16 protein-coding genes and 1 pseudogene are annotated in these 15,935 nt (G+C 67.8%); 7 read left to right on the forward strand and 10 right to left on the reverse strand.

Annotated elements, in window-relative coordinates; translation table 11 throughout:
- A pseudogene (locus tag QP045_RS17520) lies at nucleotides 1–110 on the forward strand (IS5/IS1182 family transposase); the annotation flags it as partial.
- Nucleotides 111–123: 13 nt separating this feature from the next.
- Here QP045_RS17520 and QP045_RS17525 read toward each other — a convergent pair.
- The 4 genes from QP045_RS17525 to rsmI form a co-directional block, all read right to left on the reverse strand.
- Nucleotides 124–729: a DedA family protein gene (locus QP045_RS17525; RefSeq protein WP_422516292.1), complete on the reverse strand. Its 606-nt coding sequence runs from the start codon at nucleotides 727–729 to the stop codon at nucleotides 124–126.
- Between the two features lie 40 nt (nucleotides 730–769).
- A complete protein-coding gene (gene gshB / locus QP045_RS17530) occupies nucleotides 770–1,726 on the reverse strand; it encodes a glutathione synthase (protein WP_422516293.1) in 957 nt (318 codons plus the stop codon).
- Between the two features lie 69 nt (nucleotides 1,727–1,795).
- Nucleotides 1,796–2,149 (reverse strand): YraN family protein, encoded by a 354-nt coding sequence (locus QP045_RS17535; RefSeq protein WP_422516294.1) that lies wholly within the window; start codon nucleotides 2,147–2,149, stop codon nucleotides 1,796–1,798.
- Complete coding sequence (gene rsmI / locus QP045_RS17540) at nucleotides 2,146–2,982, reverse strand: 16S rRNA (cytidine(1402)-2'-O)-methyltransferase (protein ID WP_422516295.1); 837 nt, start codon at nucleotides 2,980–2,982, stop codon at nucleotides 2,146–2,148. The genes QP045_RS17535 and rsmI overlap by 4 nt, the downstream gene beginning before the upstream one ends.
- Before the next feature lie 12 nt (nucleotides 2,983–2,994).
- Between rsmI and QP045_RS17545 the strand changes: the two genes are divergently transcribed.
- Complete coding sequence (locus QP045_RS17545) at nucleotides 2,995–4,194, forward strand: penicillin-binding protein activator (RefSeq protein WP_422516296.1); 1,200 nt, start codon at nucleotides 2,995–2,997, stop codon at nucleotides 4,192–4,194.
- Nucleotides 4,195–4,227: 33 nt separating this feature from the next.
- Here the strand turns inward: QP045_RS17545 and hemW are convergent, their stop codons facing one another.
- Nucleotides 4,228–5,391 (reverse strand): radical SAM family heme chaperone HemW, encoded by a 1,164-nt coding sequence (hemW, locus tag QP045_RS17550; RefSeq protein WP_422516297.1) that lies wholly within the window; start codon nucleotides 5,389–5,391, stop codon nucleotides 4,228–4,230.
- A gap of 20 nt (nucleotides 5,392–5,411) precedes the next feature.
- Here hemW and QP045_RS17555 point away from each other — a divergent pair, with 20 nt between their 5' ends.
- Nucleotides 5,412–5,975, forward strand: coding sequence for a CAP domain-containing protein (locus QP045_RS17555; protein ID WP_422516298.1), 564 nt, complete (start codon nucleotides 5,412–5,414; stop codon nucleotides 5,973–5,975).
- Nucleotides 5,976–6,012: 37 nt separating this feature from the next.
- On the opposite strand, the gene rdgB is transcribed toward QP045_RS17555, so the two are convergent.
- Nucleotides 6,013–6,642 (reverse strand): RdgB/HAM1 family non-canonical purine NTP pyrophosphatase, encoded by a 630-nt coding sequence (rdgB, locus tag QP045_RS17560; protein ID WP_422516299.1) that lies wholly within the window; start codon nucleotides 6,640–6,642, stop codon nucleotides 6,013–6,015.
- A complete protein-coding gene (gene rph / locus QP045_RS17565; protein ID WP_422516300.1) occupies nucleotides 6,639–7,355 on the reverse strand; it encodes a ribonuclease PH in 717 nt (238 codons plus the stop codon). Before rph ends, rdgB begins: the two co-directional genes overlap by 4 nt.
- 83 nt (nucleotides 7,356–7,438) lie before the next feature.
- On the opposite strand from rph, the gene QP045_RS17570 reads away from it, so the two are divergent.
- Genes QP045_RS17570 through QP045_RS17585 form a run of 4 tightly spaced genes read left to right on the forward strand, consistent with a single transcriptional unit; the run spans nucleotide 7,439 to nucleotide 12,433 of the window.
- Nucleotides 7,439–7,960, forward strand: a complete 522-nt coding sequence (locus QP045_RS17570; RefSeq protein ID WP_422516301.1) for a DUF6438 domain-containing protein — start codon at nucleotides 7,439–7,441, stop codon at nucleotides 7,958–7,960.
- 56 nt (nucleotides 7,961–8,016) lie between these two features.
- Nucleotides 8,017–9,057, forward strand: coding sequence for a heat-inducible transcriptional repressor HrcA (gene hrcA, locus QP045_RS17575; RefSeq protein ID WP_422516302.1), 1,041 nt, complete (start codon nucleotides 8,017–8,019; stop codon nucleotides 9,055–9,057).
- Nucleotides 9,058–9,073: 16 nt separating this feature from the next.
- Nucleotides 9,074–9,631 (forward strand): nucleotide exchange factor GrpE, encoded by a 558-nt coding sequence (gene grpE / locus QP045_RS17580; RefSeq protein WP_422516303.1) that lies wholly within the window; start codon nucleotides 9,074–9,076, stop codon nucleotides 9,629–9,631.
- Between the two features lie 27 nt (nucleotides 9,632–9,658).
- Complete coding sequence (locus tag QP045_RS17585; protein ID WP_422516304.1) at nucleotides 9,659–12,433, forward strand: [protein-PII] uridylyltransferase; 2,775 nt, start codon at nucleotides 9,659–9,661, stop codon at nucleotides 12,431–12,433.
- Nucleotides 12,434–12,442: 9 nt separating this feature from the next.
- Here the strand turns inward: QP045_RS17585 and QP045_RS17590 are convergent, their stop codons facing one another.
- The 3 genes from QP045_RS17590 to thrS all read right to left on the reverse strand — a co-directional run bounded on the left by QP045_RS17590 (nucleotide 12,443) and on the right by thrS (nucleotide 15,921).
- Complete coding sequence (locus tag QP045_RS17590; protein ID WP_422516305.1) at nucleotides 12,443–12,997, reverse strand: hypothetical protein; 555 nt, start codon at nucleotides 12,995–12,997, stop codon at nucleotides 12,443–12,445.
- Nucleotides 12,998–13,214: 217 nt separating this feature from the next.
- Complete coding sequence (infC, locus tag QP045_RS17595) at nucleotides 13,215–13,745, reverse strand: translation initiation factor IF-3 (protein ID WP_422516306.1); 531 nt, start codon at nucleotides 13,743–13,745, stop codon at nucleotides 13,215–13,217.
- A 163-nt stretch (nucleotides 13,746–13,908) separates the two neighbouring features.
- On the reverse strand, nucleotides 13,909–15,921 hold the full coding sequence (thrS, locus tag QP045_RS17600; RefSeq protein WP_422516307.1) for a threonine--tRNA ligase: 2,013 nt from the start codon (nucleotides 15,919–15,921) through the stop codon (nucleotides 13,909–13,911).
- Nucleotides 15,922–15,935 lie beyond the last annotated feature (14 nt).

Consider the following 15,935-nt stretch of genomic DNA (forward strand, 5'->3'; position numbering starts at 1 on the left):
CCTTCTGCCGCCTCAAGGACTTCCGCCGCGTCGCTACCCGCTACGACAAGCTCGCGGCCAACTTCCTCTCAGGCGTCGCGCTCGCAACAGCTATCGCGTTCTGGCTCTGAATGAGTCTCAACCCTAGCGGTCGACGCGCGGCTTCCAGGTCATCACGCGGTAGACATAGCCGACCACGATCACGATCGAGAGGATGATCGTCACCGGCCCCACAAATTGCTCCAGCTCGCGGAAGTTGGAGCCAAAATAAAGGCCGGCCCAGGCGAGCACCGTGTTCCAGATGGCGCTGCCGGCAAAGGTCGCGATGATGAACCGCCAGTGCGGCATGCAGGCCATGCCCGCGGGCAGCGAGACCATGGTGCGAAACGTCGGCAGGAAGCGGAACACGAACACCACCCAGGCGCCGCGCGAATGGAAGAAGCGCTGCAGCTTCTCCACATCCTCCCACTCCAGCGTCAACCAGCGGCCCCAGCGATCGACAAAGGGCTTGAGCCCCCGATAGCCGAAACGCCGCCCCAGCGCGTACCAGAAGTAATTGCCCGCGACCGATCCGACCGTGCCCCACAGCACCAGCGGGCCCATCGACATGGTGCCGCGGGCGACGGCCATGCCGCCCAGGCCCATGATCACTTCGGAAGGGACCGGCGGCACCACGTTTTCAAGCGCCATCAGCAGGGCGATGCCGAGGTAGCCACCCCAGGCGATCGCCTCGAGAATAAAGTCTGTCATGGCGTGCCTAACGCGCGAACCCGGGGATGGACCGCCAAGCTCAGCTCCGTTCTGCCACGCGACGCTCGATCGCTTCCCAGATCATCGCACCGGTGTCGGTGCCGTTGAAGCGGTCGATCGCGACGATGCCGGTGGGGGAGGTGACGTTGATCTCGGTCAGCCACTTGCCGCCGATCACGTCGATGCCGACGAACAACAGCCCGCGGCGCTTCAGTTCGGGGCCGAGCTCCGCACAGATCTCCCGCTCGCGTGGCGTGAGCTCGGTCTTTGCCGCCGATCCGCCGACCGCCAGGTTCGACCGGATCTCGCCTTCGCCCGGCATCCGGTTGATCGCGCCCGCGACCTCGCCGTCGATCAGGACGATGCGCTTGTCGCCCTCGGCGATTTCCGGAAGGAATGCCTGCACCATGTGCGGCTCGCGATAGGCGGTGTTGAATACCTCGATCAGCGACGACAGGTTCTGCCCGTCGGCGTCGATCTTGAAGATCGCCTTGCCGCCGTTGCCGTGCAGCGGCTTCACCACGATCGAGCGGTGCTCGGCCAGGAACAGGCGCGCCGCCTCCACCGATCGCGTGATCAGCGTCGGCGGCATGAAATGCGCATAGTCGAGGACGAACAGCTTTTCGGGCGCGTTCCGCACGTTCGCGGGGTCGTTCACCACCAGGGTGCGATCGGAAATCCGCTCCAGCAGGTGGGTGGCGGTGATATAGCCCAGGTCAAAGGGCGGGTCCTGCCGCATCAGCACGACGTCGGCCTCGTCGCCCAGGTCGAGGTTGACCGGCGCGCCAAAGCTGAAGTGGCTGCCCTCCACCCGCTGCACCGTCACCGGATGCGCGCGCGCCCAGAGCCGGCCCGCCTGATAGTTCAGATCCTCGGCCGCATAGTGGAACAGCCGGTGGCCCCGCGCCTGTGCCGCCAGCATCAGGGCAAAGCTCGAATCGCCCGTGATGTTGATCGAATCGAGCGGATCCATCTGGACGGCGACGGTCAGCAGCATGCCGGAACTCCTTGTTGCCCGGCGGAGGTAGGGCCGCACCCCGGGATTGTCACGCGACGCTCGGCCTCGTCAGCCGATCCATGCATTCTCGATGTGGCGCAGCGGCACCCCGCGCGCGACCAGCACCACGTCGATGCGGATGTCGTCGCCCGGCCCGGCATAGCGCGGCGCGAGCATTTCCGCCGCCGCCGCCACGCGCCGCAGCCGCCGCTCGTCGATCGCAAGGTCGAGGGCGGCAGCGGTCCCGCGCGCCTTCACCTCGACGAACGCCACGATCGATCCGCGCCGCACCACCAGGTCGATCTCGCCCGCCTTGGTCCGGACCCGCCGGTCGAGGATGCGCCAGCCCTTCAGCCGCAGATACCACGCCGCCCACCGTTCCCCCGCGCGGCCCTGCGCCTCGGCCACGCGGCGGTCCCTCATTGGCCCTTCAACTCCATCGCGCGGGCATAGAGTTCCTTGCGGTCGAGGCCGAGTTTCTTGGCGACCTCGCCCGCCGCCTTGGAGACGGGAAGGCGGGTCAAAGCTTCCATCAGCGCGGCGTCCGCGGTTTCCGCATCGGCAGGCGGCGCCTCGCCCGGCGGGCCGACGACGATCACGATCTCTCCGCGCGGCGGCGCTTCGGCGTAGCGTTCGGCAAGCTTGGATAGCGTGCCCGTCACGCATTCCTCGAACTTCTTGGTGATTTCGCGGGCGACCGCCGCCTCGCGATCGCCGAGCCCCTCGGCCAGGGCGGCGAGCGTGGCGCCGAGCCGCGGCCCGCTTTCATAGAGGACGAGGGTCGCGCGCACTGCCGCGACCTCGGCGATCGCCTCGGCACGGGCATGCTGCTTGGGCGGCAGGAAACCCAGGTAGAAGAAGCGGTCGGTCGGCAACCCCGCCAGCGTCAGCGCCGCGATTGCCGCGCACGGCCCCGGCACCGTCACCACCAGATGGCCCGCCGCCCGCGCGTCGCGGACCAGCTTGTAGCCGGGGTCCGAGATCAGCGGCGTGCCCGCGTCGGACACCAGAGCCACCGCTTCCTGCGCCATGCGCGCGACGAGTCCGGGGCGAACGCCCTCGGCATTATGGTCGTGATAGGGGATCATCGGCCGCTTGGTGCCGATGTGGCGAAGCAGCCCCGCGGTGACGCGACTGTCCTCCACGGCAATCACGTCGGCGGACGAAAGGATCGTCGCTGCGCGGGGGGACAGGTCGCCGAGATTGCCGATCGGGGTCGCGACGATGTAGAGGCCGGGGGAGAGTGGTGCGATCATCAGGGGAATGTCATGGCAGAGGCGGCGACCGTACCGCAATGGACGCGTCGGCTGATCCGCACGGCGGCAGTCGCAGGAGCGCTCATGCTGGCAGGGTGCCAGACGCTGGTTCCGCGGGGTGTTCCCGACCGGGGACCGCCCCCGCCCAAGGAGCAGCCCACCCAGGGAACCGGCCAGGAAACGATTCAGGCGGGTATCCCGGAGGACAAGCAGCGCCACCGCGTCGCGCTGCTGGTGCCGCTCACCGGCCCGAACGCCGGGGTGGGGCAGAGCCTCGCCAACGCGACTCAGCTGGCGTTGCTCGACTCGCGCAGCGAACAGGTCCGGATCACCACCTATGACACTGCGCCCGGCGCCGCCGCGGCGGCGCAGCGCGCCCTGGCGGAGGGCAACCGCCTGATCCTCGGGCCGCTGCTGGCGGACGATGTCCGCGCGGTCGCGCCGATCGCCAAGCGCGCCGGCGTGCCGGTGCTCAGCTATTCCAACGACATTACGGTCGCCGGCAACGGTGCCTATGTGATGGGCTATTCGCCGTCCCAGTCGATCGGGCGCGTGGTCAATTATGCCAAGCAGACCGGCATCACGAGCTTTGCCGGGCTGGTCCCCTCGGGCGTCTATGGGCAGCGCGCCTCGACCGCGTTCCTGCGCGCCGTCGAAAGCGCGGGCGGCCAGGTCGTCTCGCTCCAGACGTACAACCGCGGCAACGGCGGCATTGCGGCGGCGGTAACCCGCCTTCCCAAGAACTCGCCCTATCAGGCGATCCTGATCGCCGACAGCGCAGGGACGGCGGCCACCGCCGTGCCGCTGCTGCGCAAGGAAGCCGCCGACGCGCGCGTGCTCGGGACCGAGCTGTGGAACACCGACGCGGCCGCGCTCAACAAGCCGGCGCTCAACGGCGCCTGGTTCGCCAGCGTCTCCGACGGCCTCTACCGGCAATATGCGACCAAGTACCGCGCCCGCTTCGGCACGGCGCCGTACCGCCTGTCGAGCCTGGGCTATGATTCGGTGCTGCTCACCATCCGCATCGCGCGCGACTGGAAGCTGGGCAGCCCGTTCCCGGAGTCGAAGCTGACGGACAGCGGCGGTTTTGCCGGTCTCGACGGCGCGTTCCGCTTCGGCCGCGACGGCATCGCCGAGCGCGCGCTGGAGGTACAGGAAGTCCGCAACGGCGCGACCGTCACGGTCTCGCCGGCACCGCGCACCTTCGAATAAGGCCATAGGGGCTCCGGCCGTGGCCGGAGCCCCTCAGTCGCCTGCGACAGTCCGAAGGATCGCGTCGAGCAGCGGCATGCCTGCCGCCGTGACCGCCAGCCGGTCGCCCGCATGGGTGACGAGGCCCTGCGCGGCGAGGCGCTCGATCGCGTCCAGCTTCACCACCGAAGCGATGGTCGTGTGGCCGAGCGCCGCGACGCGTGCCAGGTCGATCCCCTCGCCCATGCGCAGCCCCATCACCAGCGCCTCGGTCACGCGCTCGGCGGGCGTCAGCGCAACTTCGCTTTCGGCGCCATGGCCGTTGCGCTCGACTGCCGTCAGCCAGTTCTCGGGCTTCTTGCGGCGGAAGGTCGCGATGCCGTCGCGCCGCCCGTGCGCACCCGGACCGACGCCCGCATAGTCGCGGTATCGCCAATAGGTGAGGTTGTGGCGGCTCTCCGCCCCCGGCCGGGCATGGTTGGACACTTCGTAGAGCGGTAATCCGGCGGCGCGGGTCCGTGACTGCGTCGTCTCCCACAGGTCGGCGGCAAGGTCTTCGTCGGGCAGCGTCAGTTCGCCCTTCGCCGCCAGCGTCGCAAAGCGCGTGCCCGGCTCGATAGTCAGCTGGTAGAGCGACAGATGCTCCGTGCCGAAGCCGAGCGCGCGGTCGAGTTCGGCCTCCCACTGCGCCACGCTTTGCCCGGGCCGCGCATAAATGAGGTCGAAGCTCACTCGCTGGAAATGGCGTTGGGCCGTGGCCAGCGCGGCCAGCCCCTCGTCGACACCATGCGCCCGCCCGAGGAATCCGAGCGCCGCATCGTCCAGCGCCTGCAGCCCCAGCGACACGCGATTGACGCCAGCCGCCGCCAGATCGGCAAAGCGTGCGGCCTCGACTGACGAGGGATTTGCCTCGAGCGTGATCTCGATACCGGGCTCGGCGGCCCAGGCCTGCGTCGCCGCCTCGATCACGGCGGCGACGGTAGCGGGCGGCATCAGCGAGGGGGTGCCGCCGCCGAAGAAGATCGAGGCCAGTCGCCGGCCGGGAAGGCGCACCGCCTCATAGGCGAGGTCGGCGAGCAGCGCGTCGCGCCACGCCTGTTGGTCGACCGCCTCCCGGACATGGCTGTTGAAGTCGCAATAAGGGCATTTCGAGACGCAGAACGGCCAGTGGACGTAGAGCGCCAGCGGGGCATCGGATGAGGTTTGTTCCGCGGACATCACTGCCCCATATGGTGCGCATGCGAACGAGGCAAAATATCCTGTTGGCGGCGTTGATGGCGCTTGCCGCCTGCTCCTCCCCCGAGACGGCCGAGCGGGTGGTCGAACCGCGCGGATTCAAGGGGACGGCCCCCCGCGGAACCGCGCTGATGCGCCAGGCCATGCAGCAGGGGCATGATGCGGCGCGGGCCGAGGTCGGGCTGCCGCCGCTGGTCTGGTCGGATGCGCTGGCGGATGGTGCCCGCACCTATGCCCAGACGCTGGCCAAGACGGGGCGCTTCGAACATTCCCCGGAGTCGCTGGCGGCGAATCGCGTCGGCGAGAACCTGTGGACCGGTACGCGCGGCGCCTATCGCTTTGACGAGATGATCGGCCACTGGCGCGGGGAGAAGCGGGATTATCTGCACCTGCCGGTGCCCAATTTCTCGCGCACCGGGAAATGGCAGGACGTCGCCCATTACGGGCAGCTCGTGTCGCGCCGGACGCTGCGCTACGGCTGTGCCTTCGCGAGTAACAAGCGCGACGACTATCTGGTCTGCCGCTACGATCCGCCCGGCAACCTGGTGGGGTCCACCGTCTACTGACGGCGGCGGATGCACCGGGCACCCGCCGCCCGCAGGATTACAGGACCGCCGCGACCATCTGGCGAAAGGCGTCGGCGCGATGGCTCATCGCATGCTTCTGCGCGGGCTCGATCTCGCCAAAGGTCTGATCCATGCCGTTCGCCACGAACATCGGGTCATAGCCGAAACCGCGATCTCCGCGCGGAGGCCAGACCAGCGTGCCGTCGACCCGGCCCTCGAACCATTCGACATGCCCGTCCGGCCAGGCAAGTGCGAGCGCGCACACGAAATGGGCAGCGCGGCTGACGTCGGGGCCGAGTGCGGCCAGCCGCTCCTCCACCCGGCGCATCGCCAGGTCGAAATCCTTGCCGTCGCCGCCCCAGCGTGCCGAGAAAATGCCGGGCTCGCCGCCCAGCGCCTCGACGCACAGGCCGCTGTCGTCCGCCAGCGCCGGGAAACCCGACAGGTCGGCGGCCTGCAGCGCCTTCAGCTCGGCATTGGCGACAAAGGTCGTGCCAGTCTCTTCGGGCTCCGGCAGGTCGAGCGCGCTCGCTGAAACCGGCTCGATGCCATGGGGGCCGAGCAGTTCGGCGATCTCGCGCACCTTGCCGGGGTTGTGGCTGGCGATCACCAGCTTGCCGGGGGCAAGCTTGCGGATCGCCTGCGGCTCGCGACCTTCGCCGCTCACCGGCCGGCGGCCTTCAGCTGGGCGGCAAAGATCTCGCCGCAGCCGATCCGGGCGAGGCGCAGCAGCCGCAGCAGCGCTTCCTCGTCATAACAGGCGCCCTCGGCCGTCGCCTGAACCTCGGCGATGTTGCCGTCGCTGGTCAGCACGAAATTGGCATCGGCGTCGGCCGCCGAATCCTCGGGGTAATCGAGGTCGAGCACCGGCGTGCCTTCATAGATGCCGCAGCTGACGGCGGCGACCTGGCGCGAGATCGGATCGGCGGTCAGCTTGCCTGCCGCCAGCAGCCCGTCGACCGCCAGCCGCAGCGCTACCCAGGCGCCGGAGATCGCGGCGGTGCGGGTGCCGCCATCCGCCTGGATCACGTCGCAGTCGATCGTGATCTGGCGCTCGCCCAGCGCCTTCAGGTCGCAAACAGCGCGCAGCGAGCGGCCGATCAGCCGCTGGATTTCCTGCGTACGGCCGGACTGCTTGCCCTTGGCCGCTTCACGGCTGCCGCGGGTGTGGGTGGCGCGCGGCAGCATGCCGTATTCGGCCGTGACCCAGCCTTCGCCCTTGCCGCGCAGGAACGGCGGCACCCGCTCTTCGACGGATGCGGTGACCAGCACCTTGGTCTCGCCAAAGCCGATCAGCACCGAACCTTCGGCGTGGCGGGTGAAGTTCGGCTGGATGGAGATGGTGCGCATTTCGTCGGGGGCGCGGCCGGATGGGCGCATGGGTTCATTCTCCTGCAAGATCGTTGCGGGCACCTAGACTGCCGACGGGCGTTTCGCCAGTCCGCGCAAGGGAGGGACGAGACTTGATCCGATTGACGATCGTGGCGGGGGCGGCACTGGCCCTTGCGGCATGTACCCCAAATGGCGGCGGTGCCGCATCGGCTGGCAGCGACGCTGCAACGGCAGGAGAGACGATCCGGCTGGAGACGGGACGCTGCTTCGGGGCGTGCCCGGTCTATAGCGTGACGGTGCGTCCGGACGGCACGGGCACGTTCGTGGGACAGCAGTTCACCGCCGTCACGGGGAGCCGCGACTTCACGCTCACGCCCGCCCAGTATCGCGCCTTCGCCGCTCGTCTGGCGCCGTATCGACCGACGGAAGGCGAGCAGCGCTATGCGCCCGGGTCTCCGCTCTGCCCGACCTATGCCACCGACATGTCCTCGATCGATGTGAGTTGGTCGGGCGGCGCCGGTGGGACGCGGAACCTGTATTTCTACCTCGGTTGCGTCAGCGAGGACCGGCCGGACGCACGCACCGCGCTGCGGACGGCGCCGGAACTGCTGCCGATCGCGGCGTTCATCGGCGAGCGTCCCGTCGGCCGCTGAAGCGCAGGCGTGCCAAGGCCGTTCCGATTCCCTGTGCAACTTCCTACATAGGTGCCATGAACCCACCCATTACCGAGTTGACCGACCGCGCGCGTGACGTGTTTCGCACGGTGGTGGAATCCTATCTGGAATCCGGCCTCCCCGTCGGCTCGCGCACCATTTCCCAGAGGTCGGGGCTGAAGCTTTCCGCCGCCTCCATCCGCAACGTCATGCAGGATCTGGAAGAGGCGGGGCTGCTTGCCGCGCCGCATACCAGCGCCGGGCGCATGCCGACCGACCAGGGCCTCCGCCTGTTCGTCGATGGCATGATGCACGTGATGGAGCCCTCGGCACAGGAACGCGCCGCGATCGAGGCGCAGGCGAGCATCGCCGGATCGGTCGAGGAGGCGCTTGCCGGTACCACCGCCGCGCTTTCCGGCCTGTCTTCCTGCGCGGGCATGGTGATGGTGCCCAAGCGCGACGTGGTGATGCGGCAGTTCAGCTTCGCTCCGCTCGGGCACGACCGCGCGCTTGCCGTGCTGGTCGGCTCGGACGGTTCGATCGAGAATCGCGTTGTCGAGCTGCCCCCCGGCATGACTGCGTCGGCGCTTACGGAGGCGTCCAATTATCTCACCGCGCGGCTCGGCGGGCAGACGCTTGCCGATGCCCGCGCCGGCATTGAGCAGGAGATCCAGGCCGAGCGGGCCGCGCTGGACGAAGCGGCGCGCACCCTGGTGTCGCGAGGCCTCGCCCTGTGGAGCGAGGATGGTGACCGACGCCCGGTGCTGATCGTGCGGGGACAGGCGCGGCTGCTCGATCCGTCCGCTGCCGCCGACCTCGACCGCGTCCGCCAGCTGCTCGACGAGCTGGAGGGCAAGGAGGAGATCGCGCGCCTGCTGGTTTCGGCGAGCGAGGGCGATGCCGCCCGCATCTTCATCGGTTCGGAGAACAAGCTGTTCGCGCTTTCCGGCTCGTCGGTGATCGCCAAGCCCGTGCGCGCGCTCGACGGCCGCGTCGTCGGTGTGGTGGGCGTGATCGGCCCTGTGCGGTTGAACTACGCGCGAGTCGTGCCCATGGTGGATTTTACCGCTGCAACGCTCACGCGGTTGCTGGCCTGATGTTCGAGAGAAGAGAATGATCCAGGAAGAGAAGACGCCGAACGAGTCCCCGGAAGACCTGCGCGAGGAAACCGCCCAGGAAGCGCCCGAGGTTGCCGAGCACGACCGTGCCGGTGATCTGGAAGCGGAGCTTGCCGAGACCAAGGCGCAGCTCCTCTATGCGCGGGCCGATATCCAGAACGTCCGCCGTCGCGCCGAAAAGGAAGTGGGCGACGCCCGCTCCTATGCGGTGACCGGCTTTGCCCGCGACATCCTCTCGGTCGCAGACAATCTGTCGCGCGCGCTGTCCGCGATCCCCGCCGACCTGCGCGAGGACGAAAAGCTGAAGGGCCTCGTCGTGGGCCTGGAAGCGACCCGGCGGGAGCTGGAGAGCGTCTTCTCGCGCCACGGCATCTCCCGCATCGACGCCGAGGGCGAGGTGCTCGACCCCAACCGCCACCAGGCGATGCTCGAAATCCCGAACGGCGATGTCGAGCCGGGCACGATCGTGCAGGAAATCCAGACCGGCTACATGATCAAGGACCGGCTGCTGCGTCCGGCGCTCGTCGGCGTCGCCAAGAAGCCCGACGCCTGAGCGGGACGGCCGGATAGCGATAGCGCCATGTCTCCGGGCGCGCCCAGCGCGCTGAACCTGCCGCGGTTCGATCACCTCTCCAACCGCCGTGCGATCATCGATCGCGCGGCGCTGGCGGAGGAGCTCGCCGCCCTTGATGTCCCTGACACGGCCGGGCTGCGTCAGGCGGCGAGCATGTTGCTGCGCGACGCGCTCGACCAAGGCCGTGCGGAGATCGAGCGCCGCTTCCTCGAAAAGCCCACCCAGGGCCTGCAGACGGCGGCGGCGGGGGCCTATCTCACCGACCGCGTGCTGCGGCTGCTGCTCGATTTCATCGTCACCCGCCTTCACCCCAACCCCAATCCCACCGCGGGTGAGCGGATGGTGGTGGTCGCGGTCGGCGGATACGGCCGCGGCGAAATGGCGCCGTACTCCGACGTCGACATCGGCTTCCTCACGCCGGGCAAGCAGCCGCCCTGGTGCGAGCAGGTCATCGAATCGATGCTGTACGCGCTCTGGGACATCGGCCTGAAGGTCGGGCATTCGTCCCGTTCGCTGGACGAGATGATCCGCCAGTCCCGCGCCGATCACACGGTCCGCACCGCGCTTCTGGAGGGCCGATTCCTGTGGGGCGATGCCGCGCTCTATGACGAGGCAGCCGGCCGCTTCCGCGCGGAAGTGCAGGACGACGGCGCCCGCCATTTCGTTGCCGAAAAGCTCGCCGAGCGCGAGGCGCGGCATCGCAAGATGGGCGACAGCCGCTACGTCGTCGAACCCAATGTGAAGGAGGGCAAGGGCGGTCTGCGCGATCTCCACGCGCTCTTCTGGATCGGCAAGTTCGCCTATGGCGTGCGCCGCGCGGCCGAACTGGTCGACCACGGCCTGTTCACGCCGCAGGAATATCGCCAGTTCCAGCGCGCCGAGAACTTCCTGTGGGCGGTGCGCTGCCACCTGCACCTGATCGCCGGCCGCGCCGAGGAGCGGCTGACCTTCGACGTTCAGCGCCAGATCGCGGAGCGGATGCGCTACGCCGACCGGCCGGGCAAGTCGAAGGTCGAGCGGTTCATGCAGTTCTATTTCCTGCAGGCAAAGCGCGTCGGCTATCTCAGCGGGCTGTTCCTAGCCCACCTGGACGAGACGTTTGCGGGTCGCGGGCGCCGCTTCGGCCTGCCGCAGCTCCGGCGCCGGCCCAGCCGGCTCAAGGGCTTCGTGCTCGACCGCGGGCGGCTGGCGCTGCCGCATGACCGCTTCTTCGTCGAGGATCCGGTTCGCCTGGTCGAGATCTTTGCGCTGGCCGATCTGCACGCGGTGGAGGTGCATCCGCTTGCGATGCGGGCGGCGGCACGCGACGCCCATCTCATCACCGATCACCGCCGTGATCCGCGTGCCAACGCCCTGTTCCTCGATGTGCTGACGTCGCCGCGGACGCCGGAAAAGGTGCTGCGCTGGATGAGCGAGGCCGGGGTGCTCGGCCGGCTGGTTCCGGACTTCGGCCGCGTCGTCGCCCAGATGCAGTTCGACATGTACCACCATTATACGGTGGACGAGCACACCATCCGCGCGATCGGGCTGCTCAACCAGATCGAACGCGGCGAACTGGCGCAGGACCACCCGCTCTCCACGGCGCTGTTCCCCGGCGTCGTCCAGCGACGTGCGCTCTATGTCGCGGTGTTCCTGCACGACATCGCAAAGGGGCGGAACGGTGACCATTCCATCCTGGGCGCTGCCGTCGCGGAACGGCTCTGCCCGCGCTTCGGCCTGACCGCGGCAGAGACGGAAACCGTGGCCTGGCTGGTTCGCTACCACCTGCTGATGTCCGCCACCGCGTTCAAGCGCGACCTCTCCGACTTCAAGACCATCCTCGATTTTGCCGAGGTGGTGCAGAGCCCGCAGCGGCTGCGCATGTTGTTGATCCTGACCATCGTCGACATTCGCGCGGTGGGGCCGGGGGTCTGGAACGGCTGGAAACGCCAGCTCCTGAGCACGCTTTTCGACTCCGCCGAGGAAGTGCTGCGCCTGGGGCACAAGCAGCGCGGCCGTGGCGAGCGGATCGCCGCCAAGCAGCAGTCGCTGCAGCAGGCGCTCGGCTGGGACGATGGTCGCATGGCCACGCTGGTGGGCCAGTTGCCCGAAGCCTATTGGGTGGCGGAGCCGCTCGACGTGCTGGAGCGGAACGCGCGGCTGATGGACGGGGCGGGGGACTGCCCGCTCGCGATCGATGCGGTGGCCGATCCGGAACGGGATGCGACGCTGGTGACGGTCCATGCCGCCGACCACCCCGGCCTGTTCTACCGCATCGCCGGTGCGATCCACGCGGCGGGCGGCAACATCATCGACGCGCGCATTCACACCACCCGGACCGGCATGGCGTTGGACAATTTCCTGGTCCAGAACCCGCAGGGTGGCCGCTTCGACGAGGCGGGGCAGCTCGACCGGCTCCGCACCGCGATCACCGACTCGCTCGCGAATCGTGCACGGCTGACGGAGCGGCTGTCGGCCAAGCCGCTCCAGCACCCGCGCGCCGGCGCCTTTTCGATCACGCCCAACGTGCTGATCGACAATCAGGCGTCGAACCGCTTCACCGTGGTGGAGGTCAACGCCCGGGACCGGCCCGCGCTGCTCCACCATCTCGCCCACGCGCTGTTCCAGTCGAAGGTGACGATCCACTCCGCCCATGTCGCCACCTTTGGCGAGCGCGCGGTGGATACCTTCTACCTCACCGACCTCACCGGGGACCGCATCACCGCCCCCGCCCGCATCCGCGCGCTGGAAATGCGGCTGCTGGAAGCGGCAGGGGGGTCGGTCGACGCAGTGGCGGCGTAGCGAAGCCCCTCACACGAACATCAGGAACAGGAGCCACATGGAGAGGAGGGCAAAGCCGATCCGATGTGCCCAGGGATTTCGCCAGAACATCAGCACGATCGGAATCCCCAGCCGCGGACCGTAGACGGCCCCTGCAAACAGAAAATAGTCCAGAAGGCTGGGAGCCGTGACTAGGATGATGTTGTAGGTCGCGCTCACGAGGGGCGGGACCAGCAAGGTGCCCAGGATGACATGGCGCTGGCCGAAGTAATGCGCTTCCAGCGATCCGCCTTCCTGCAGATCGCCTGGAAACATCGCGTGGCTGACGAAGATGTACGGAAGTGCCATCGCCATGGAGACTAGCATTTCCCACGGGCCCATCGTCAGGTTGTCCCGGGCATTCCAGAACGATCCCCATTGCTGGGCTACGGCAAGGAGGATGAACAGTCCCAACAGCGGAGGGACGATCCCGATCGTCCAATTGCCCCGCCGCCGCCATGTATCCGCAAAGCTGGACGTGACGTTTGCGACGGCCAGGCCAAGAAGCAGCCCGTAGAACGAGAATAGAAACTCGAAACCATTCATGATGCCTTCCCCCCGGACTGCGTAGATCGCGGCTACGGCAGGCACTATGCCGCTGCAACTTCTAAACGTCAGGGGCGGTGATCATGGCAGGGCTGGGGACTTGACCTTGTGCTACCCGCAAAGCCGGGGCCCAGCGGGGGGCATGGCTTTTCTACACAAACGAAAACGGGCGACGAAAACCGCCGCCCGCTGTCGTTGTTGGCTGAAGTCGCCGTGCTTACTTGGGTGCGAGCACCATCAGCATCTGGCGGCCTTCCATGCGCGGATAGGCTTCGACCTTGCCGATCTCGGCCACGTCCTGCTGCACGCGCTGGAGCAGCTGCATGCCGAGCTGGCCGTGCGAGAGCTCGCGACCGCGGAAGCGCAGCGTGATCTTGACCTTGTCGCCTTCGCCCAGGAAGTCGTGGATCTTCTTCATCTTCGTATCATAATCATGATCGTCGATGTTCGGACGCATTTTGATCTCCTTGATCTCCTGCGTCTTCTGGGTCTTACGGGCGATGTTCGCCTTCTTCTGCGCCTCGTACTTGAACTTGCCTACGTCCAGGAACTTGGCGACGGGCGGGTCCGCGTTCGGCGAGACCTCGACCAGATCGAGCCCGACCTCCGCGGCCTGCTCGATTGCCTCGCGCGTATACATCACACCCAGATTCTCGCCGTCCTGGTCGATCACGCGGACCTTGGGCGACTGGATGAATTCGTTGAAACGCGGGCCGTTCATCGGCGGGGGCGCCATCGGGCGGCGCATCGTGGGCGGACGGATAGGTGTAGCTCCTTGAGGTTGTAACGAGTCTCTATGTAGGGGACGCGGACGCCCGTGAAAAGTTCACTCGCGCCGAACTTGCTTCAAAAGACGCCGATTGCTGTACGGTAAACCACGTAGGAGGCGTTTCTCAACGCCCCCTCGTCGCTTAACTCCGGCGCAGGTCCGGTGCCACGGCCTCGGCGGTCAGCATCGCGACCGCTTCGTCCAGGCTCAGCATCTGCTGGCCCTGGCTGCCCAGGCGGCGCAGCGCGACGGTGCCTTCCTCCGCCTCGCGCTTGCCGACCACCAGCAGGTTGGGGACCTTGGCCAGCGAATGCTCGCGGACCTTGTAGTTGATCTTCTCGTTGCGAAGGTCGGTCTCGACCCGCAGGCCCGCCGCCTTCAGCTTGGCGACCACTTCCTGCGCGTAAGGATCGGCGTCCGAGACGATGGTCGCGACCACCGCCTGCACCGGTGCGAGCCACAACGGGAACCGACCCGCATGATGCTCGATCAGGATGCCCAGGAAGCGCTCGAACGTGCCCAGGATGGCGCGGTGGAGCATGACCGGGCGGTGACGATTGCCGTCCTCGCCCACATAGCTCGCGTCGAGTCGCTCCGGCAGAACCCGGTCCGACTGGATAGTGCCGACCTGCCAGGTGCGGCCGATCGCGTCGGTGAGGTGGAATTCCAGCTTGGGCGCATAAAAGGCACCTTCGCCTTCCAGCTCCTCGAAGTTCGCCTTGATCTCGTCCGACAGGCCGGATGCCAGCACCGCACGGCGCAGCTCGTCCTCGGCGACGTCCCACATCGCGTCGCTGCCGAAGCGCTTTTCCGGGCGCAACGCCAGCTTCACGGCATAGTTGTCGAAGCCCAGGTCGCGGTACACGCTGTCCAGCAGCTCGCAGAATTTGCGGACCTCGTCGACCAGCTGGTCCTCGCGCACGAAGATATGCGCGTCGTCCTGGGTGAACTGGCGCACGCGCATGATGCCGTGCAGCGCGCCGTGCGGCTCGTTGCGGTGGCAGCAGCCGAACTCGGCCATGCGGATGGGCAGGTCGCGGTAGGATTTGATCCCCTGGCGGAAGATCAGGACGTGCGCCGGGCAGTTCATCGGCTTGAGCGCCATCAGGTCGGCATCGCCCGAGATCACCGCGCCCTCGTCCTCGGTGTTCGGGACTTCGTCGGGCACGACGAACATGTTCTCGCGATACTTGCCCCAGTGGCCGGACTGCTCCCACTGGCGCGCGTCCATCAGCTGGGGGGTCTTCACCTCCTCATAGCCCGCCGCATCCAGCCGGCGACGCATATAGGCCTCCAGCTGGCGCCACATGATGTAGCCCTTGGGGTGCCAGAACACGGAGCCCTGCGCCTCCGACTGGAGGTGGAACAGGTCCATCTCCGCGCCGATCTTGCGATGGTCGCGCTTGGCGGCTTCCTCCAGCCGGGTGAGGTGCTGTTCAAGCTGCTTCTTGTTGAGCCAGCCGGTGCCATAGATGCGGCTCAGCATCGCGTTCTTCTGGTCGCCGCGCCAATAGGCGCCCGACACCCGCGTCAGCTTGAACGCCTGCGGATCGAGCTTGCCGGTCGATTCGAGGTGCGGCCCGCGGCACATGTCGAGCCACGCGTCGTCGCCCTTGCCGGCGCGATAGACGGTCAGCTCCTCATGGTCGGGCAGTTCCGCGGCCCACTCCGCCTTGAACGTCTCGCCCTTTTCACGCCAGCGCGCGATCAGTGCCTCGCGGGTCCAGACTTCGCGGATCAGCGGCTGGTTCTGCGCGATCACGCGGCGCATCTCCTCCTCGATCGCGGGCAGGTCCTCCTCGGTGAAGGGCCGGTCCTTGGGCGCGAAGTCATAGTAGAAGCCGTCGTCGGTCGAGGGCCCGAAGGTGATCTGCGTCCCCGGGAACAGGTTCTGCACCGCCTCGGCGAGCACATGGGCATAGTCGTGGCGCGCAAGCTCCAGCGCGTCCGCTTCGTCCTTGGCCGTCAGCAGCGCGAGGTTCGCGTCGCCCTCGAACGGGCGCTGCAGGTCGCGCAGCTCGCCATCGACGCGCGCGGCGATCGCTGCCTTGCGAAGGCCGGGCCCGATCGCCTGCGCGATGTCCGCGGGGGTAGTCCCCGGCGCTACCTCGCGGACGGAACCGTCGGGCAGCGTGATGCGGAACATAGCGGACATGGGATCACTTCTCA

This window comes from Sphingomonas sp. 3-13AW, from assembly GCF_049311085.1.
In the GTDB taxonomy this organism is placed as follows: Bacteria; Pseudomonadota; Alphaproteobacteria; order Sphingomonadales; family Sphingomonadaceae; genus Sphingomonas.